Source organism: Microbacterium natoriense (genome assembly GCF_030816295.1).
Lineage (GTDB): Bacteria > Actinomycetota > Actinomycetes > Actinomycetales > Microbacteriaceae > Microbacterium > Microbacterium natoriense_A.
The window spans coordinates 4,173,450-4,191,385 of the sequence record NZ_JAUSXV010000001.1; the positions used below are offsets into that span (position 1 = coordinate 4,173,450).

Sequence of the window (17,936 nt, forward strand, 5' to 3'; positions counted from 1 at the left end):
ATGACCTCCTGGACCAGCACCGCGATCGCCCTGCTGGAGGCCGATGCCAACCGCAGCGCCGACACGCACCTGCATCTGTTCCCGCTGCCTGCGCAGTGGGGCATCGACCTGTACCTGAAAGACGAGTCGGTGCATCCGACCGGCTCCCTCAAGCACCGCCTCGCGCGCTCGCTGATCCTCTACGGTCTGGTCAACGGACGCATCACCGAGGACTCAGTGCTCGTGGAGTCGTCGAGCGGCTCGACCGCCGTGTCAGAAGCGTATTTCGCGCGGATGCTGGGACTGACGTTCATCACCGTGGTGCCTCGCTCGACCAGCCAGGAGAAGATCGACCTCATCGAGTTCTACGGCGGCCGCTGCCATTTCGTCGACCGCGCGGAGGACATCTCCCCCGAGGCCAGGCGACTCGCGAGCGACTGCCGCGGCCACTACCTCGATCAGTTCACGTTCGCCGAGCGCGCGACCGACTGGCGTGGCAACAACAACATCGCCGAGAGCGTGTTCAGCCAGCTGTCGCAGGAGCGGCATCCGATCCCCCGCTGGATCGTCGTCGGGGCGGGCACCGGCGGCACCAGTGCGACCTTCGGCCGGTACGTCAAGTACCGCAGGCACGAGACGCAGGTCGCGGTCGTCGACCCCGAGGGCTCGGCGTTCTACGACGGCTGGGCCGGCACGACGGACGCTCCGGCGGGACGCCCGAGTCGCATCGAGGGCATCGGCCGCCCGCGCGTCGAGCCCTCGTTCGTGCCGAGCGTGATCGACGAGATGCTGCGCATCCCGGATGCCGGCTCGATCGCCGCGATCCGGCTGTTGAAGGAGCGCACGCTGCACTGGGCGGGCGGTTCCACCGGCACGAATCTGTACGGCGCGTTCCAGCTGATCGCGCGCATGCGGGCGGCGGGCGAGACAGGAAGCGTCGTCACGCTGATCTGCGACAGCGGCGTCCGCTACGCCGGCACCTACTACTCCGACGAGTGGGTCGCCGAGCAGGGGTGGGATCTCGCGCCGCACCGCGCCCGGCTCGAGCGGTTCCTCGAGACCGGCGACTGGGTGGAGTGAGTCGGCGGGGCTACGCTGTGGCCATGACAACTCTGATCCTCACCGTCGCGGGTGCAGACCGTCCGGGCCTCGTCGCCGCCGTCGCCGATGTCGTCGACGCGCACGGCGGCAACTGGGAGAACAGCAGCCTGGCTGAGCTCGCCGGCACCTTCGCCGGCGTCATCGAGGTCTCGGTCGCGGCCGACCGGGCGACCGAACTCGAACAGGCGCTGCACGCGCTCGAGGGGCTGCTCACGGTGGCGGTGCACACCGGATCGGATGACGTGGCATCCGATGACCGTCTGCTCGGGATCCAGGTGCTCGGCAACGACCGCCCCGGCATCGTGCGCGAGATCTCCGGGGTGCTGAACGCCCATGCGCTGAGCATCGAGGAGCTGGCGACCGAGACCCGCGACGCCGCGATGGCGGGCGGGCGCCTGTTCGAAGCATCCGTGACCGCGAAGGTGCCGGCATCCGTCGACCTCGAGACCCTGCAGGCCGACCTCGAGCGCCTGGCCAGCGAGATCCAGGTCGACATCACGGTCGACTGAGTCGCAAATACCTCGAGACCCCCACTTACCGCCGAGACCCCCACCTGCTGACGTCAGCAGGTGGGGGTCTCGGCGATAGATGGGGGTCTCGGTGCGAGGATCCGCGTCAGACCAGTCGAGCCTTCGGCGACACCGAGTACGTGTCCTCGGGGTCGCGGTTCGGCACGTCGCCGAGAGCGGTGTCGATCGCGGCCATCGTGTCGGCATCGAGCTTCACGCCCGATGCCTTGACCGTGTCGGCGAGCTGCTCGGGGCGCGATGCTCCGACGAGGGCCGCGGCAACGTTCGGGTTCTGCAGCACCCAGGCGATCGCGAGCTGCGGCATCGTGAGGCCCGCTTCGGCCGCGATCGGCTTGAGCCGCTGCACGGCCTCGAGGATCTCGTCGCGCAGGAAGCCCTTGATGAAGTCGGCACCGGAGTGCGGGTCTGTCGCGCGCGACCCATCGGGCACCGGCTGACCGGGCAGGTACTTGCCGCTCAGCACGCCCTGCGCCATGGGCGACCACACGATCTGCGAGATGCCGAGCTCCTCGGATGCCGGCACGACCTTGCCCTCGATCACGCGGTGCAGCATCGAGTACTGCGGCTGGTTCGAGATGAGCTGCACACCCAGCTGCTTCGCGAGGGCGTGGCCATCTCGCAGCTGCTCCGCGGTCCACTCCGAGACGCCGATGTACAGCGCCTTGCCCTGGCGGACAACGTCGGCGAAGGCCTGGAAGGTCTCCTCCAGCGGGGTCTCGTAGTCGAAGCGATGCGCCTGGTACAGATCGACATAGTCGGTGCCGAGTCGCGTGAGGGAACCGTTGATCGACTCGAGGATGTGCTTGCGCGAGAGACCGGTGTCGTTCGGCCCCTTCGGACCGGTCGGGAAGTAGACCTTCGTGAAGATCTCCAGGCCCTCGCGGCGCTGGCCCTTCAGCGCGTCCCCGAGCACGACCTCGGCGGCCGTGTTGGCGTAGGTGTCTGCGGTGTCGAAGGTGGTGATGCCGGCATCCAGAGCGGCGTGCACCGTCTTGACCGCCGCGTCGTCGCCGACCTGCGAGGCGTGCGTGACCCAGTTGCCGTAGGTGATCTCAGAGACCTTGAGACCGCTGTTGCCGAGATAGCGATAGTTGACCATGATTCCACGCTACCGGCCGTCAAAGCCCCCGGGGTCGGTCACGACTCACAAGGTCGCCCGATACTCCCGCCATGCATCCCCCAGCCGGGCGATCGCCTCGGTCAGCACTTCGTCAGGGGCCGTGAACGGGATGCGGATGTGATCGTCGGGGGCGACGGATGCTGCGAACGCAGCCGAGCCCGCGACCGAGACGCCGTGAGTTGCCGCAACCCTCGCGAGCGCTGCCGCCGAGCCGATCGGCAGCTGCGCCCACAGCGACAGGCCTCCCCGCGGGGGCACGGTCGTCCAGTCGGGCAGGTGCTCCGCCATCAGCGACTGCAGCAGTCGAAGCCGCGCGTGGTGCACGCGGCTGTTCTGCCGGCGCAGTTCGTCGGCGTGCGCGAGCAGATCCATCGCGAGCAGCTGGGCGGGAACGCTCGTGGACTGATCGGCGAGCTGGCGTGCACCGCGCAGCCGCCGCACCAGCACGGGGTCGGCGCGCAGCCAGCCGATGCGGAGCCCCGCCCACGCCCACTTCGACACCGACTCGACGACGATCACGGGAGCGTCGGGCCGCTCCGCTGCGAGAGACGGCGGCACGACCCCGTCGAACGAGATCCCGGCGACGACGCGGTCTTCGATCACCGGCACCCCGTATTGCGCGGCGAGCTCCGCGACGCGATGCCGCGCCTGAGCGGGAAGACGGGTTCCGGTCGGGTTCTGGTGATGCGGGTTGAGAGCGACGAGGGCGGGTCGCAGCCTGGCCATCGCGATCTCGAGCGCGTCGACGTCGAGCCCGTCGGCGGTCATCGGTATGCCGTGCACGACGCCGCCGCGCAGGCCGACCGAGTCGGTGACACCCGGCCAGGTGATCTCTTCCGCGAGCACGACGTCGCCGGGCGCCACCAGGGCGTTGATGACGAGGCTGATCGCCTGCTGCGCGCCGTGCGTGACGAGGATCTGCTCGGGCGTGGTCGGCGTGCCCTCGGCGCGGAACAGCTCGGCGATCTGCTCGCGCAGGGCGGCGAGGCCGGCGGGATCGGTCTCCGGGAGCAACGCGAGATCGAGCCTGGGGGTGTGCGCGGTGATCAGCTGCACCGCGAGGTCGGGTATCTGCGGCACCGTGCGCAACAGGTCGATCGCGTTCGGCAGCGCGGAGAACAGTGCCTCGCCGCGTCCTGGTCGCTGCATCGGAACGGCGGATGCCGCAGCCCCGGCGACCCGGGTACCGCTGCCCTGGCGGCGCTCGACGAGGCCATCGTCGGCGAGATCGGAATAGGCGGCGACCACCGTGCCCCGCGAAACCGACGTCACCGCGGCGAGCGCGCGCTCGGCGGGCAGCCGGTCTCCTGGGCGCAGCTCACCCCCGGCGATCAGCGCGCCGACGGCCTGCGACAGGCGCGAGGCCAGCGTGCCGTCGCCCTGCGTCCAGCGGCCGAGGCGTGCGGCGAGGCGCTCGACCGAGACGTCGCCGGCGTGCACGAGTGGTCCATCTGCCGATCGCTGATCCACCCGGCGTGAATTGGCCCTGTCCGTGATGCCCATGAAGCTCGATTCTGGACCAATGAGCATCCCCATCGCCACAGAAGCGTCGGTTCTTGCGCCAATCAACCCCGATTGGACCATCGCCGAGCTCGTCGAATGGCTCGCCGACGACTCCCGTCAGCACGACGTGGCGTTGCAGCATCCGCTCGCGCTGATCGAGCGAGCCGTCACCGGCGAGACGTGGATCCGCACGCCGTCGACCGTGGCACTCGTGCGCTCGCTGACCTCCGCCGCACGCACGCACGGTGCCGTCGTGATCGCCGACCTGACGCCGTTCGAGTCGCAGTTCGTGCCGCTCGGAGGCACGTCAAGCGGCACGAATCGCGACCGGAAGGAGCGGATGCCCGAGCCTCAGGTCGCCTGAGCGGGAGCGGGAGGGGAAGCGGGAGCGGGTGGGGGAACGGGAGCCGGTGCGGGAACGGACGTCTCGGCCGGAGCGGCTTCCGCCAGGGACGAGTCCACGGCCTGCGACTGGGCCGACACGATGTCGGCGCGGTCGCGGAACCCCTCTGCCGTGACCTTGTCGAGAGCGACCTGCTTGCGGATCGCCGCGGCCTTCTCGTACAGCGTGGGCTCGCCGTACGAGGTGAGCACCTTCACGAGCACGGGCAGCAGCTCGATCATGAAGAACAGCGCGGCGATCAGCCAGTGCGCCCACAGGATCGTCGGCTCCTTCTCGCTGAGCCGGTTGAGCCCGCTGATCTGGCTGAGCAGACCGGTCGCACCCGCGTTGCCCTGGGCGACGGCATCCGCTCTCGCGTTGTACGCGGCGAGCGCCGCGTCGTAGGTCTTCTGCGCCGCGGGCAGCTGCGACTGGGCCTCCGTGCGGTTCTGCTTCTCGGACGTCGCCGTGTTCTCCTTGGCCGAGCTGCCAGCGGCCGCGAGCTCCTCGTTGGCGGTGCGCAGCTGTGCCGCGAGCGCGTCGTAGGTCTGCTGAGCCTCGGCGAGCTGAGCCTGAGCGGCGTCCGAGCTCGCGCCCTCGCCGTTCACTCCGGTGCAGCCGGGCACGGTGCCAGCGCCCTCACCTGTGAGCTCGCACTGGTAGAGCACCCTGGCCTGGTCGATCACGGCTTGCTGCGCGGTCATCTTCGCGGTGAGGTCGTCGACGGTCGACTGCGCGGCGGCCTCGCTCGCCGACGAAGAGTCGGTGCCGGCGACGATGCCGGTCGCGGCCTGGTTCTGGAGTTCGGCGAGATGCGCGGACGCCGCATCCAGCGCCTTCTTCTCGGGGCCCGTCTCGAGAGCGTCCTGATCGGACTGCGCCTGCGTGATGTTCGTGGACGCGACCTCTCGGGCGATGTCGTTGTGGAAGATCTGCAGCACGAGCGGCTCTGCCACCACGAAGCCGATGATCGCAGCCATGATCACGCGCGGGATCGCGAGCCCGATCAGCCGCCAGATGTTCTTCGTCGACGCCATGGTCGAGGTGAGGAAGCGATCGAGGTTGAAGATGATCAGCGCCCACACGATCGCGAGCGGCACAGCCAGCCAGATCAGGGCGCCCACGCCGGTCGTCAACGCGAACAGCATCGAGATCGCCGAGACCAGCGCGGTGCCTGCGAGCACGAAGAACATCTGGACGAAACGCGGGGTCTCGCCGGGAACGCGGTCGAGGATCTCGCCCTCGGCGCCGCCGAGGATCGCGAGGGTGCGCAGGCGAGATCCGGGGACGCGCGGCTTCTTGTCGCGCTTCGGACGTGGCGTCCGCTCCTTCTTCTCTCGGATGGTGGATGCCGGAGCCGGCTCCGCTTCGAGAGGGTCGATGACCTCGATGGGGTGCGTCGCGGTGTCTGCTGCAGACTCGCTGCCGGACGGCTCGAACGCCCGCAGGAAGTCGAGGTCGTCGTCGGTCACAGAGCCCTGAGGGGCGTCGGTGTCGAACGAGATCCGCCCCTGGGAATCCATCCGGCCGGGGCGATGCGCGGAATAGGCCATCCTTCGAGGGTAGGGAACCACGCCTGTGCATCCCCCGGACGATCCCTGCGAGGCATTCACAGGTTCGGGGTGCGCGTTCGCATCCGCGATGCCAGTCTTGACCCATGAAGACCCTGCTGCTCGCCCGCCACGCGAAGTCGGACTGGGATGTGTTCGGCGCCGCCGATCATGACCGGACCCTGAACTCCCGCGGTCGTCGCGACGCGCCAGCGATGGCGCGGCGACTCATCGACGACGGCCTCCGCGTGGACCGCATCGTCTCGAGCAGCGCCGCCCGCGCGCGCAGCACGGCCGATGACTATGCCGCCGCATTCGGACTCGCCGTGGTCGAAGAGCCCCTGCTCTACGAAGCATCCTCTCGCTCTATCCTCGCGATCGCGGCGGCGTTGCCAGACGAGAGCGAGGTCGCGATGCTCGTCGGCCACAACCCAGGGATGAGCGACGCGGTGGGCGAGCTGACCGGCGCCTTCGAAGGCCTGCCGACCTGCGCCGTCGCCGAGTGCGCGGTCGACGTCGGTTCCTGGGCCGAGCTCATCGAAGGCACCGGCCGCCTGCTGCGCGTGCGCACGCCCCGCGACGACGAGTAGCGCTGCCCGACTCCGACATCGCGAGGACCGGTGACGCGCGGCGGATTCGACGAGTGCACGGCATCTCGCCGAGAGCACGGCTCACCGCCGCCGACCGCCCGTGCACTCGTCGACAGCACGGGAACTCGATGCCGGACGAGATCGCTCGAGGTCAGCCTGGCAGCATCCGCCGGATGCTCGCGTCGTATGCGGCGAGCGCGGCCTCCAGAGGGAAATGCCCGGCCGCGCACAGTGTCGCGAGGCCATGCATGAGCCCCCAGACCCCGAGGAAGTCCTCCGCGTCGGCGAGACCTGCGGCGGCGGATGCGGCGCCCAGGAGGTTCTCGAGGTCGACGATGAGCGGCGCCATGACCTCACTCGGATCCCCCGGGATGCAGACCGTGGGGTCGTAGATCACGTCGAAGCTGTTCGGGCGCTCGACCGCGAAGCGCAGATACGCCGCCCCGCCTGCGATCAGAGCGCTGACGGGGTCGACGTCGGCCGTGGCCGTGCGCACCTCGGAGACGAGGTCGGCCATGCTCCGCTCGGCGAGAACCTTGAGCAGCCCGCGCCGGTCGGCGAAGTGATGATAGGGCGCGTTGTGGCTGACATCGGCAGCGCGAGCCACTTCGCGCAGGCTGATCTCGTGAGCCGGCTTCTCCGCGAGCAACTGCATCGCGGCGGTCTCCAGCGCGTGCGCGAGGTCGCCGTGATGGTAGCCGGCGCGAGAACTTGACACGAGCAACATTGTCTCCTATCTTGACAGTGTCCAGCAAGTTGACACTGTCCAGATAGGAGACATCATGGCATCCGCACTCGTCATCGACGGCCACCCCGATGCACGTTCCCTCACCGCCGAGCTCGCTCGTCGCTATGCCGAGGCTCATGGCGACGCCCGTGTGCTCGCGCTGCGCGACCTCGAGTTCGATCCCTCGCTGCGCTTCGGCTATCGCGAGCGCATGACGCTCGAACCCGACCTCGTCGATGCGAAGAGCGCTCTTCACGAGGCGGCGACGGTCGTCGTCTTCACACCGCTGTGGTGGGGATCGGTGCCTGCGATCCTCAAGGGATTCTTCGACCGCGCTCTGCTGCCACAGCAGGAGTACCGCTATACGAAGCTCGGATTGCCCGAGGGGCTGCTGCACGCCCGCAACGGCCGGTTGTTCCTGCTCGCGGACACCCCGTGGTTCCTCGCGCCGTTCACCGGCCTGCCCGCGCAGACCCATGTCGCCCGAGGGACGCTGAAGTTCTGCGGCGTCCGCTCCGTGCGCACGCATCGGATGCTGGGCGTCAAAGACGCGGCTCCCGAGCGGGTATCGGCATGGCTGGATCGAGCCGCGGCCCTGGGCGCACGCGACGGCATCCGCGACGCAGCACGAGACGGGGGCCACCGGGGCGCGTCCGTCATCACGCAGGAGTTCGTGGGGTCCACGGCCTCCTGAAATCGAACCGGGGCAGCTCTCGAGCCGCGGCGCCTCAGGCCATCGCGGCCGAGGCCGCCTCGTCCTCGGTCGTCGCCACGAGCTGACCGCAGGCGCCGTCGATCTCCTTGCCGCGGGTGTCGCGGAGCGTCGTCGGGATGCCGGCGTCGTTGAGACGGCGCACGAACTCGTTCTGCACATCCTTGTCGGACGACGTCCAGATCGAGCCGGGCGTCGGGTTCAGCGGGATCGGGTTCACGTGCACCCAGCCGCGACCGCGGGCGTTGAGCTTCTCGGCCAGAAGATCCGCACGCCAGGCGTGATCGTTCATGTCCTTGATGAGCGCGTACTCGATCGAGACGCGGCGGCCGGTCTTGGCGTAGTAGCCGTAGGCTGCGTCGAGCGCCTCGTCGACCTTCCAGCGGGAGTTCACCGGGATGAGCTCGTCGCGCAGGTGGTCGTCGGGAGCGTGCAGCGAGAGCGCGAACGTCACCGGGATGCCCTCGTCGGCGAGCTTGTTGATCGCGGGCACGAGGCCGACGGTCGAGACGGTGATGCCGCGGGCGCTCATGCCGAGGCCGTCCGGCTGCGCGGCGACCATGACGCGCACGGCGTCCATCACCCGCTTGTAGTTCGCGAGCGGCTCACCCATGCCCATGAAGACGATGTTGCTCACGCGCTCCATGCTGTGATCATCGGCCTTCTTGCCGCCGAGGCCGCCCTCGGCGATCAGCCGGTTCGCCCGGACGATCTGCTCGACGATCTCTGCGGTCGACATGTTGCGCGTGAGTCCGGCCTGGCCCGTCGCGCAGAACGGGCAGTTCATGCCGCAGCCGGCCTGGCTCGACACGCACAGCGTGATGCGGCCGGGGTAGCGCATGAGCACCGACTCGACGAGGGCGCCGTCATGCAGCCGCCACAGGAACTTGATGGTGTCGCCACGGTCGGTCTCGAGGCGGCGCACCTCGGTGAGCAGCGAGGGGAGCATTCCTCCGACGAGGTCGTCGCGGATGCCGGCGGGCAGATCGGTCATGTCGGCCGGGTCGGACGTGTAGTGCGTGAAGTAGTGCGTCGACAGCTGCTTCGCACGATATCCAGGCAGCCCCAGTTCTTTGACCTTCTCGATGCGCTCGGCGGGGGTGAGGTCGGCGAGGTGCACGGGCGGTTTGCCGCGCTTGGGGCTTGCGAACTGCAGCAGCGGACGCCCTTCGGCATCCTTCTGCTGGGTCCAGCCCTCTGTCTGGGGCCGCACCTGGGTGCCGGTCGCGCGGACCTTTCCCTGCGCGGGCGCTGTCGCGGGGCGCGTCTCGCGCGCGCGGGGATTCTCGGTCATACCCTCCAGGGTACGCGGTGACGGATGGGAAGCGCCTGGGCCGAAGGGAGCCGCCTGCCTAGACTGAGCACCATGGAGCTCGTGCTGCTGGTCGGAATCGCCATCGTGGTCGTCGTCGGCCTCGTCATCCTCGTCGCCGCGCTGCGCAGCATGCGGCCGAAGGAGCCCGAGGCGCAGGTGTACACGCCATCGCCGACGATGGCACGGACGGCCGCGGCGACCTCGCTCGCGAGCCCGGCATCCGGCCTCACGCCATCGGTGATCGCCGAGATCGACCGGCTCGTCGCAGCCGGCCAGAAGATCCAGGCCATCAAGCTGCTCCGCCAGCGCACGGGCGTCGGCCTGAAGGACGCGAAGGACCGCATCGACCACTGGTCGATCAGCACGACCGCGCCGCACCTCGCGGCCGTCTCGCACGCCTCGGCGGTCGCGACCTCGATCACACCCCAGCCCGGCTCCCCGCGTGGCAGCGTCCCCGTATCCGTCGCTGCCGAGATCGATCGACTGATCACTGCGAACCAGGCCATCCATGCGATCAAGCTGTTCCGCGAGCACACGGGCGTGGGACTCGCCGAGTCGAAGCGCGCGATCGATCACTGGCGGTGAGCTCGGCGCAGCCCATCCTCCGCGCTCGTAAGAGACGATCCGATTCTCAGGAAGATTTGGTATACCAGAAGGATGGGAATCCGACGGATGCTGCTCGCCCCTGCCATCGCGACGACGGTTCTGCTCGCGACGAGCGCGTGCACAGCATCCAGCCCGTCATCCGAGGAGGCATCCGTGTCGAGCGCCACACATGACCTGCTCGCCGCGACCACGGTCGATGCGGCCCGGGCCGCGCTCGACGCAGGGGCCGACATCGAGGCCCGCGGCGACGGCGGCATGACCGCGCTGATCGCCGCGACAAAGAGAGACGACGTCGAGATCGCCCGGCTGCTCGTGGATGCGGGTGCGGACGTGAACGCGAAGGATGACATCCAGGACTCGGCTTTCCTCTATGCCGGCGCGCGCGGACACGACGAGATCCTTCTCCTGACGCTCGAGAACGGCGCCGATCCGACCAGCACGAATCGCTTCGGGGGGACCGCCCTGATTCCGGCGTCCGAACGTGGACTGCTCAGCACCGTGCGGATCCTGCTCGACGCCGGAGTCGATCCCGACCACGTCAACGACCTGGGATGGACCGCTCTGCACGAGGCGATCGTGCTCGGCGACGGCTCGCAGGACTATGTCGACGTCGTCCGAGCGCTGATCGACGGCGGCGCCGACATCGGGATCGCCGACGGCGACGGCGTGCTGCCGCGCGATCTCGCTCTCGCACGCGGGTACGACACGATCGTCGCCGAGCTCGACCGATGATCGATCTCAGCGTCTGGGCCTGGATCGCACTGGGTCTCGCCGCCGCGATCACCGGCCTGTCGAAGGCCGCCGTGCCCGGCGGCGCGACGCTCGCCGTCGTGCTGTTCGCCGCCGTGCTTCCCGCTCGCACCTCGACCGCAGCCATGCTGCTGCTGTTCATCGTGGGCGACGTCTTCGCGCTGATCGCCTACCGCCGGCATGCGCATTGGCCGACGCTGCTCCGCCTCGCTCCCGCCGTGATCGCCGGGCTGCTCGCCGGGTTCGTGTTCCTCGCTCTCGCCGACGACGGCATCGTTCGGCGCGCAGTCGGAGTGATCCTGCTGATGATGATCGCGATCACGCTGTGGCGACGGTGGAGACAGGACAGAGCGGATGCTCCGCCACCGGTCCACGGCGGCATCGTGCTGTCGTCGACCTATGGCGCACTCGGCGGATTCACCACGATGGTCGCGAACGCGGGTGGGCCCGTCATGGCGATGTACTTCCTGGCGACTCGCGCGCAGGTGCAGGTGTTCCTCGGCACCTCCGCCTGGTTCTTCGCGATCGTGAACCTCGTGAAGGTGCCGTTCCTTGCGGGCCTCGGGCTGTTCACGCCTCACGTGCTGCTGATGGACCTGGCCCTCGCACCGCTCGTGGTCGCTGGTGCTCTCGTCGGCCTCCGCATCGCGAAGCGCATTCCGCAGCAGCTGTTCGATCGACTCGTGATCGTGCTCACCGTGGTCGGGGCGGCGTACCTGCTGTTCTGAGAGCGCGTCAGCGCCCGGCCGAGCCCGCGAGCAGTTCCAAGACGCAAAGAGCCGCCAGCCGCACCGTGCGTCCGTCGTCCGCATCGACCGTGGCGTCGACCTCCGCGAGGTCGGCGCTGACGAGCCGATCATCTCCGGCGAGAGCACGCACCAGGGCACGCAGCTCCCACGCGGCGAGCCCGCCGGGAACGCTCGCGGGGCACCCGGGGGCGACCGAACGGTCGGCGGCGTCGACGTCAATGTCGAGATGGATACGGGCGCGTGCGCCGGCCCCGGCGATCTCGAGCGCTTCGGCACTGATCTCGTCGATGCCGCGGCGACGCAGCTCGTCGAGCGTGATCACGCGGATGCCCCAGTCCGCCGCACGCCGCGCGTACGCTGCGGAGTTCGCGAAGTCGGCGATGCCGATCTGCACGATGCGCGCCGGATCGATGCGCTCGGCATCCGGGGCGTCTTCGACCAGGCGCCGCACGGGAGAGCCGTTCGACACCCCGTCGCGCAGGTCGAAGTGCGCGTCGATCGTGATGAGGCCGGTGGCTCGCGCTCCGCGAGCTACCGGATAGGTCAGCGAGTTGTCGCCGCCGAGCGCGACGACGAGGCGTGCGGCATCCGTCAGCTCGGCCACCCGTGCGACCGTCTCGGCGATGCCTGCATCGCCATCGGGCTCGACGATGTCACCGGCGTCGACGATGCGCAGCGCCTCGTTCAGGTCGAGGACGGGCGGGCCCATCAGGGTCGCGCTGTAGCGCTGCAGAGCCTCCCGGACGGCGGCTGGAGTGGCATGGGCGCCCGTGGGCGACAGCGAGGTGCGCCATGTCGGAACTCCGAGGAGGACGGCATCCGCTTTCTCCCCGTCGAACGCGGGCCAGGCCCCGGCCCGCGGCCAGAGCTCGTCGTGAGCCAGCGGCGCATGCACGCCTTTGTTCAGTGCCATGATTCTCCGTTCCGGCGCAGGTCAGGCGACCTGCACGCCGTCCTTCCACACGCGTTCGACCAGCGGCACCCCCGGCCGATAGGCCAGGTGGATCCGCGTCGGCGCCTTCAGCAGCACGAGGTCGGCACGGCGCCCCGGCGCGATCACGCCGATGTCGTCGCGTCGCAGTGCGCGGGCCCCGCCGGCGGTCGCGGCCCAGATGGCCTCGGCGGGGGTCATGCCCATGTCGCGCACCGCGACCGCGATGCAGAACGCCATCGAGCTGGTGAAGCTCGACCCCGGATTGGTGTCGCAGGCGAGCGCCACGGTGACCCCGGCATCGATGAGCCGGCGCGCGTCGGGGTACGGCTGGCGGGTGGAGAACTCCACGCCGGGGAGCAGCGTGAGAACCGTGTCGGATCCGGCGAGCGCCTCGATGTCGGCATCCGTGAGATAGGTCCCGTGGTCGATGGATGCCGCCCCCAGCTCGACGGCGAGCAGAACGCCCGCGCCAGGACCGAGCTGGCTGGCGTGCACGCGGGGCACGAGCCCGCGGGCTGTGCCGGCCTCGAGCACGCGGAGCGACTGCTCGACCGTGAACGCTCCCGTCTCGCAGAACACATCGATCCATTTCGCGTGCGGGGCGCACGCCTCGAGCATCGATCCGATGACGAGGTCGACATAGCCGTCGGGGTCGTCGACGTACTCGACGGGCACCACGTGCGCACCGAGGAAGGTGACCTCGGGCGTCACCTCGGCCGCGAGGCGCACCAGGCGCTCCTCGGTCTCGACATCGAGGCCGTAGCCGCTCTTGATCTCGACGGTGGTCGTGCCCTGCGCGTGCATCTCGTCGATGAAACCGCGCAGCCGGGCGCGCAGTTCGTCGTCGGTCGCGGCGCGGGTGGCGGCGACGGTCGAGCGGATGCCGCCCGCCGCATACTTCTGGCCGGCCATCCGGGCCTCGAACTCGGCTGCGCGATCGCCGCCGAACACGAGATGGCTGTGGCTGTCGACGAAGCCGGGGATCACTGCCCGACCGTCGGCGTCGACGATCGCGTCGGCGTCCGGTGCCTCATCGGCTCCGCCGACCCAGGAGATCAGCCCTTCTTCGAGGAGCACAGCGGCGTCGCGCAGCACCGGCCCCTCGTTCGTCGTCAGTTCGCCGATGTTCGTGATGAGTGTGCGCATGCTGCCTCCTCGACCTCGCCGGGATGTCGCGTCCCGCTCTGCTCCTCATAATCCCCCGACCAGAGGAGGCAGAGCGGGACGCAGTCCGGTGTCAGAGTCCCATCGGGACCTTGAGTCCGCGCTCGCGCGCGATGTCCTTCGCGTGGTCGTAGCCCGCGTCGACGTGGCGCATGACGCCCGTGCCGGGATCGTTGGTCAGCACGCGCTCGAGCTTCTCGGCGGCGAGAGCCGTGCCGTCGGCGACGGTGACCTGGCCGGCGTGGATGGAGCGGCCGATACCGACGCCACCACCATGATGCAGCGACACCCAGCTGGCCCCCGACGCCGTGTTGAGCAGCGCGTTCAGCAGCGGCCAGTCGGCGATCGCGTCGGAGCCGTCCTTCATGGCCTCGGTCTCACGATACGGCGAGGCGACCGAGCCGGAATCCAGGTGATCGCGACCGATCACGATCGGCGCCGACAGCTCCCCCGAGGCGACCATCTCGTTGAACTTGAGCCCGGCGAGGTGGCGCTCCTTGTAGCCGAGCCAGCAGATGCGTGCGGGCAGCCCCTCGAAGTGCACCTTCTCGCCGGCCTTGTCGAGCCAGCGGTGAAGAGCGGCGTCTTCGGGGAACAGCTCGGCGATCGCACGGTCGGTCTTGCGGATGTCCTCGGGGTCGCCCGACAGCGCCGCCCAGCGGAACGGGCCGCGGCCCTCTTCGAACTGCGGGCGGATGTACGCGGGCACGAAGCCGGGGAACTCGAAGGCCCGGTCGAAGCCACCGAGCACGGCCTCGGCGCGGATCGAGTTGCCGTAGTCGAAGACCGCGGCCCCGCCATCCTGGAAAGCGACCATGGCCTCGACGTGCGCGGCCATGGCTTCGCGCGAGCGACGGGTGAACTCCTCGGGGTCGCGCTCTGCCTCGGCCTTCCAGTCCTCGACCGAGATGCCGATCGGCAGGTAGGCGAGCGGATCGTGTGCGCTCGTCTGATCGGTCACGATGTCGATAGGCACACCGCGGCGGAACAGTTCGGGGAAGACCTCTGCCGCGTTGCCGACGATGCCGACCGAGAGCGCCTCGCCGGCGTCCTTGGCGGCAACCGCACGGGCGATGGCCTCGTCGAGGTCGGTGTAGTAGACGTCGAGGTAGCCGTGGTCGACGCGACGGGCGAGACGGCTCTCGTCGACGTCGACGATCAGCACGGCGCCGTCGTTCATGGTGACGGCGAGCGGCTGCGCACCGCCCATGCCGCCTGCACCGCCGGTGAGCGACAGCGTGCCCTTGAGCGACTCCCTGCCGAGCGAGCGGGCGACGGCCGCGAAGGTCTCGTAGGTGCCCTGCAGAATGCCCTGTGAGCCGATGTAGATCCACGAGCCGGCGGTCATCTGGCCGTACATCGTGAGTCCCAGCTGCTCGAGACGGCGGAACTCGGGCCAGGTGGCCCAGTCGCCGACGAGGTTCGAGTTGGCGATGAGCACGCGCGGTGCCCATTCGTGAGTCCGGAAGACGCCGACGGGCTTGCCCGACTGCACGAGCAGGGTCTCGTCGGGCTCGAGCTCGTCGAGCGTGCGCACGATCGCGTCGTACGCCTCCCAGCTGCGGGCGGCCTTGCCCGTGCCGCCGTAGACCACGAGGTCCTCGGGATGCTCGGCGACCGCGGGGTCGAGGTTGTTCATCAGCATCCGCTTGGCGGCCTCGGCGCCCCAGCTCTTGGCCGTGCGCTGATTGCCGCGCGGGGCGCGGACCGTGCGTGCTTCGACAGGCTCAGCAACCCAGTTCATCATGATGTGTGCTCCTTTGCGATGCGTGCGACGGCGCCGGACTGCACGAGCGCGGTCACGGCCTCCATGTCGGGAGAGAGGAAACGGTCGGGGCCGGGGCCGCCGGCGACGGTGCGGACGAGATCGCGGACGGCCCCCGTGGCGGGTCCGGCCTGCAGCGGTGCGCGCAGGTCGAGCGCGCGGGCGCCGGTGAGGATCTCGATCGCGAGGACGCGGCCGAGGCCGTCGATGGCCCTGCGCAGCTTGCGTCCGGCGGCCCAGCCCATCGAGACGTGATCCTCCTGCATGGCCGACGAAGGAATTGAATCGACGGATGCCGGAACCGCGAGGCGCTTGAGCTCGGAGACGATGCCGGCGGCGGCGTACTGCGCGATCATGAGACCGGAGTCCACGCCGACCTCGTGCGCGAGGAAGGGCGGCAGTCCGTGGTTGCGCGCCGGGTCGAGGGCACGGTCGGTGCGGCGCTCGGAGACCGACGCGACGTCGGCGACGGAGATCGCGAGGAAGTCGAGGACCGCGGCCACGGGGGCGCCGTGGAAGTTGCCGTTGGACTCGATGCGACCGTCGAGCGTGATGACAGGGTTGTCGATCACGCTGGCGAGTTCACGACCCGCGATCGTCGCGGCGTACCCGGCGGTGTCGCGGGCGGTGCCGTGAACCTGCGGGGTACAGCGCAGCGAGTAGGCGTCCTGCACCCGGCCGTCCTCGGGGCCCTTGTGGCTGTGCACGATGGGAGAGTCGCCGAGGAAGGAGCGCAGGTTCGCAGCCGACTCGGCCTGCCCCACCTGCGGACGCAACGCCATCAGGTCGGCGGCGAACACGGCGTCGGTGCCGAGCTGCGACTCGATCGACATCGCGGCGGCGATGTCGGCCGTGAGCAGCAGCTCCTCGAGATCGTGCAGCGCCAGCACGAGCATGCCCAACATCCCATCGGTGCCGTTGATGAGTGCGAGGCCCTCCTTCTCGACGAGGGTGAGGGGCTCGATGCCGACTGCGGCGAGGGCATCGGATGCCGGGATCACCTCGCTACTGGGTTCCTGAGCCTGTCGAAGGACGCGCACGTCGCCCTCTCCCATGGTGGCGAGCGCGATGTGCGCGAGAGGGGCCAGGTCGCCAGAACAGCCGAGGGAACCGTACTCGCGGACGATCGGCGTGATGCCGGCGTTCAGCAGCGCGGCGTAGGTCTCCACGACGATCGGCCGCACGCCGGTGCGGCCCGAAGCCAGGGTCTGCAGGCGCAGCAGCTGGAGCCCGCGCACGACCTCGCGCTCGACCTCGACGCCAGTACCCGCTGCGTGCGAACGGATCAGGCTGGCCTGCAGCTGACGCCGGCGATCGGGGGCGATGAAGGTGGTGGCGAGGGCGCCGAATCCGGTGGATACGCCGTAGTGCGGGTTCGGGTCGGCGGCGAGACCGTCGATGACGCTGCGAGTGGCGGCAACGCGATCGAGCGCCTCGGGGGCGATGGCGACGGGAGCGCCGTGGCGCACGACGGCGACGACATCAGCGGCGCTCAGGGGTGCGGCGCCGACCAGGACTGCGGGCAGATCTCTCATATCTCGATTCCACACCTTCACAGTCGCGGTGAGGAGGGGATCATGGCATCCTTTGTCTGTGATCCCAGACAACACGGATGCCTCCGCCTCCCAGGTGCCGGCAGCGGAGAACACCCTGCGGATCCTGCGCTACCTGGCAGGACGGCCGGCTCCGGTGGCGGCCTCAGCGATCGCCAGGGAACTGGGCCTTCCCCGGTCGACGGTCTATCACCTGTTGACCACGCTCGCCGCTCACGGATTCGTCCTGCATCTGCGGGAGGAGCGTCGATGGGGTCTCGGCACGTCGGCGTTCGAGCTCGCCGGAGGTTACGCCAGGCAGCAACCGCTCGCCCGGGTGGGGCGGCCTCTCGTCGCCGCGTTGTCCGACAGGCTCGGCGAGAGCGCGCATCTGGCCGTGATGAGCGGCGGAGACGTCCTGTACATCGTCGAAGAGCGTGCGCCCCGGCGGCCCGCACTGATCACCGACGTCGGGGTGCGGCTGCCGGCGCATCTCACCGCGTCCGGTCGCGCCATGCTCGCCTCGCTTCCTCGCGAGCAGGTCAGAGCGCTCTATCCCCATGCATCGGCGTTCCCAGATCGCACGGGTCTCGGCCCGCGGAAACCCGCTGAGCTGCGAGAGCTGCTCCGCGAGGTCCGTGCCCGCGGCTACGCCACGGAGGACAGCGAGGTCGCCGACGGCCTGCGCAGCGTCGGAGTCGCCGTGCACGATCACACCGGCTGGCCGATCGCCGCGGTCGCGGTGACGTGGGCTGGCGGAGATCTCGACGAGGCGGGGCTGGCGGATGCCGTGAGCGCCACGGCATCGACTCTCGAGTCACGGCTGAAGCGCTGAGAAGCGTCGCTAGTCCGTAGCTGCGCTGCGCCCGTGCGTGAACGGCCCTTAACGCAAGAAAGACCACCCAGCGTTGGGTGGTCTTTCTTGTT

The 17,936-nt window shown here is 69.5% G+C and carries 18 protein-coding genes; 9 read left to right on the forward strand and 9 right to left on the reverse strand.

Translation table 11 applies throughout. The features are described 5' to 3' along the window. Both QFZ53_RS19710 and QFZ53_RS19715 read left to right on the forward strand, forming a co-directional pair. The gene (locus QFZ53_RS19710) at positions 1-1,059 is read left to right on the forward strand and encodes a PLP-dependent cysteine synthase family protein (protein ID WP_292904170.1); all 1,059 of its coding nucleotides are present in this window, start codon (positions 1-3) and stop codon (positions 1,057-1,059) included. A gap of 23 nt (positions 1,060-1,082) precedes the next feature. Then, complete coding sequence (locus QFZ53_RS19715) at positions 1,083-1,589, forward strand: glycine cleavage system protein R (RefSeq protein ID WP_307299303.1); 507 nt, start codon at positions 1,083-1,085, stop codon at positions 1,587-1,589. Between the two features lie 106 nt (positions 1,590-1,695). Here the strand turns inward: QFZ53_RS19715 and QFZ53_RS19720 are convergent, their stop codons facing one another. Both QFZ53_RS19720 and QFZ53_RS19725 read right to left on the reverse strand, forming a co-directional pair. Beyond that, positions 1,696-2,709 (reverse strand): aldo/keto reductase family protein, encoded by a 1,014-nt coding sequence (locus tag QFZ53_RS19720; protein WP_292904173.1) that lies wholly within the window; start codon positions 2,707-2,709, stop codon positions 1,696-1,698. A 45-nt stretch (positions 2,710-2,754) separates the two neighbouring features. After that, positions 2,755-4,233, reverse strand: coding sequence for an aminotransferase-like domain-containing protein (locus QFZ53_RS19725; RefSeq protein ID WP_307299306.1), 1,479 nt, complete (start codon positions 4,231-4,233; stop codon positions 2,755-2,757). A 19-nt stretch (positions 4,234-4,252) separates the two neighbouring features. Between QFZ53_RS19725 and QFZ53_RS19730 the strand changes: the two genes are divergently transcribed. Continuing rightward, entirely contained in the window at positions 4,253-4,597 is a 345-nt protein-coding gene (locus tag QFZ53_RS19730; protein ID WP_307299308.1) for a hypothetical protein, read from the forward strand. Here the strand turns inward: QFZ53_RS19730 and QFZ53_RS19735 are convergent. Next, positions 4,585-6,168, reverse strand: a complete 1,584-nt coding sequence (locus tag QFZ53_RS19735; protein ID WP_307299310.1) for a DUF4407 domain-containing protein — start codon at positions 6,166-6,168, stop codon at positions 4,585-4,587. The genes QFZ53_RS19730 and QFZ53_RS19735 overlap by 13 nt on opposite strands. A 104-nt stretch (positions 6,169-6,272) precedes the next feature. Here QFZ53_RS19735 and QFZ53_RS19740 point away from each other — a divergent pair, with 104 nt between their 5' ends. Next, the gene (locus QFZ53_RS19740; RefSeq protein WP_292904177.1) at positions 6,273-6,755 is read left to right on the forward strand and encodes a SixA phosphatase family protein; all 483 of its coding nucleotides are present in this window, start codon (positions 6,273-6,275) and stop codon (positions 6,753-6,755) included. 151 nt (positions 6,756-6,906) lie between these two features. On the opposite strand, the gene QFZ53_RS19745 is transcribed toward QFZ53_RS19740, so the two are convergent. Further along, positions 6,907-7,473, reverse strand: a complete 567-nt coding sequence (locus QFZ53_RS19745; RefSeq protein WP_292904178.1) for a TetR/AcrR family transcriptional regulator — start codon at positions 7,471-7,473, stop codon at positions 6,907-6,909. Between the two features lie 64 nt (positions 7,474-7,537). Here QFZ53_RS19745 and QFZ53_RS19750 point away from each other — a divergent pair, with 64 nt between their 5' ends. Beyond that, positions 7,538-8,176, forward strand: coding sequence for an NAD(P)H-dependent oxidoreductase (locus tag QFZ53_RS19750; protein ID WP_307299313.1), 639 nt, complete (start codon positions 7,538-7,540; stop codon positions 8,174-8,176). Positions 8,177-8,210: 34 nt separating this feature from the next. Here the strand turns inward: QFZ53_RS19750 and rlmN are convergent, their stop codons facing one another. Then, positions 8,211-9,488: a 23S rRNA (adenine(2503)-C(2))-methyltransferase RlmN gene (gene rlmN / locus QFZ53_RS19755; protein WP_307299315.1), complete on the reverse strand. Its 1,278-nt coding sequence runs from the start codon at positions 9,486-9,488 to the stop codon at positions 8,211-8,213. 72 nt (positions 9,489-9,560) lie between these two features. Between rlmN and QFZ53_RS19760 the strand changes: the two genes are divergently transcribed. The 3 genes from QFZ53_RS19760 to QFZ53_RS19770 all read left to right on the forward strand — a co-directional run bounded on the left by QFZ53_RS19760 (position 9,561) and on the right by QFZ53_RS19770 (position 11,593). Next, positions 9,561-10,094 (forward strand): hypothetical protein, encoded by a 534-nt coding sequence (locus tag QFZ53_RS19760; RefSeq protein WP_307299316.1) that lies wholly within the window; start codon positions 9,561-9,563, stop codon positions 10,092-10,094. Positions 10,095-10,166: 72 nt separating this feature from the next. After that, positions 10,167-10,847, forward strand: coding sequence for an ankyrin repeat domain-containing protein (locus QFZ53_RS19765; RefSeq protein ID WP_307299317.1), 681 nt, complete (start codon positions 10,167-10,169; stop codon positions 10,845-10,847). After that, on the forward strand, positions 10,844-11,593 hold the full coding sequence (locus QFZ53_RS19770) for a sulfite exporter TauE/SafE family protein (protein WP_307299319.1): 750 nt from the start codon (positions 10,844-10,846) through the stop codon (positions 11,591-11,593). The genes QFZ53_RS19765 and QFZ53_RS19770 overlap by 4 nt, the downstream gene beginning before the upstream one ends. Before the next feature lie 7 nt (positions 11,594-11,600). On the opposite strand, the gene QFZ53_RS19775 is transcribed toward QFZ53_RS19770, so the two are convergent. The 4 genes from QFZ53_RS19775 to hutH form a co-directional block, all read right to left on the reverse strand. Next, positions 11,601-12,527 carry an arginase family protein gene (locus QFZ53_RS19775; protein WP_307299320.1) on the reverse strand — a complete coding sequence of 309 codons (927 nt, stop codon included), beginning with the start codon at positions 12,525-12,527 and terminating at the stop codon, positions 11,601-11,603. A 21-nt stretch (positions 12,528-12,548) separates the two neighbouring features. Next, positions 12,549-13,694: an imidazolonepropionase gene (gene hutI / locus QFZ53_RS19780; protein ID WP_307299321.1), complete on the reverse strand. Its 1,146-nt coding sequence runs from the start codon at positions 13,692-13,694 to the stop codon at positions 12,549-12,551. 91 nt (positions 13,695-13,785) lie between these two features. Continuing rightward, positions 13,786-15,459 (reverse strand): urocanate hydratase, encoded by a 1,674-nt coding sequence (gene hutU, locus QFZ53_RS19785; protein WP_307299322.1) that lies wholly within the window; start codon positions 15,457-15,459, stop codon positions 13,786-13,788. Continuing rightward, on the reverse strand, positions 15,456-17,012 hold the full coding sequence (gene hutH, locus QFZ53_RS19790) for a histidine ammonia-lyase (RefSeq protein WP_307299323.1): 1,557 nt from the start codon (positions 17,010-17,012) through the stop codon (positions 15,456-15,458). Before hutH ends, hutU begins: the two co-directional genes overlap by 4 nt. Before the next feature lie 58 nt (positions 17,013-17,070). On the opposite strand from hutH, the gene QFZ53_RS19795 reads away from it, so the two are divergent. Continuing rightward, positions 17,071-17,844, forward strand: coding sequence for an IclR family transcriptional regulator (locus tag QFZ53_RS19795; RefSeq protein WP_373426307.1), 774 nt, complete (start codon positions 17,071-17,073; stop codon positions 17,842-17,844). Positions 17,845-17,936: the final 92 nt, after the last annotated feature.

Coding starts and splice junctions, on each gene's coding strand:
- QFZ53_RS19770 (WP_307299319.1), top strand. CDS start 10,844: ATGATCGATCTCAGCGTCTGGGCCTGGATCGCACTGGGTCTCGCCGCC.
- QFZ53_RS19760 (WP_307299316.1), top strand. CDS start 9,561: ATGGAGCTCGTGCTGCTGGTCGGAATCGCCATCGTGGTCGTCGTCGGC.
- QFZ53_RS19775 (WP_307299320.1), bottom strand. CDS start 12,527: ATGGCACTGAACAAAGGCGTGCATGCGCCGCTGGCTCACGACGAGCTC.
- QFZ53_RS19750 (WP_307299313.1), top strand. CDS start 7,538: ATGGCATCCGCACTCGTCATCGACGGCCACCCCGATGCACGTTCCCTC.
- QFZ53_RS19735 (WP_307299310.1), bottom strand. CDS start 6,168: ATGGCCTATTCCGCGCATCGCCCCGGCCGGATGGATTCCCAGGGGCGG.
- hutH (WP_307299323.1), bottom strand. CDS start 17,012: ATGAGAGATCTGCCCGCAGTCCTGGTCGGCGCCGCACCCCTGAGCGCC.
- QFZ53_RS19710 (WP_292904170.1), top strand. CDS start 1: ATGACCTCCTGGACCAGCACCGCGATCGCCCTGCTGGAGGCCGATGCC.
- hutU (WP_307299322.1), bottom strand. CDS start 15,459: ATGATGAACTGGGTTGCTGAGCCTGTCGAAGCACGCACGGTCCGCGCC.
- QFZ53_RS19740 (WP_292904177.1), top strand. CDS start 6,273: ATGAAGACCCTGCTGCTCGCCCGCCACGCGAAGTCGGACTGGGATGTG.
- hutI (WP_307299321.1), bottom strand. CDS start 13,694: ATGCGCACACTCATCACGAACATCGGCGAACTGACGACGAACGAGGGG.
- QFZ53_RS19765 (WP_307299317.1), top strand. CDS start 10,167: ATGGGAATCCGACGGATGCTGCTCGCCCCTGCCATCGCGACGACGGTT.
- rlmN (WP_307299315.1), bottom strand. CDS start 9,488: ATGACCGAGAATCCCCGCGCGCGCGAGACGCGCCCCGCGACAGCGCCC.
- QFZ53_RS19725 (WP_307299306.1), bottom strand. CDS start 4,233: ATGGGCATCACGGACAGGGCCAATTCACGCCGGGTGGATCAGCGATCG.
- QFZ53_RS19720 (WP_292904173.1), bottom strand. CDS start 2,709: ATGGTCAACTATCGCTATCTCGGCAACAGCGGTCTCAAGGTCTCTGAG.
- QFZ53_RS19730 (WP_307299308.1), top strand. CDS start 4,253: ATGAGCATCCCCATCGCCACAGAAGCGTCGGTTCTTGCGCCAATCAAC.
- QFZ53_RS19715 (WP_307299303.1), top strand. CDS start 1,083: ATGACAACTCTGATCCTCACCGTCGCGGGTGCAGACCGTCCGGGCCTC.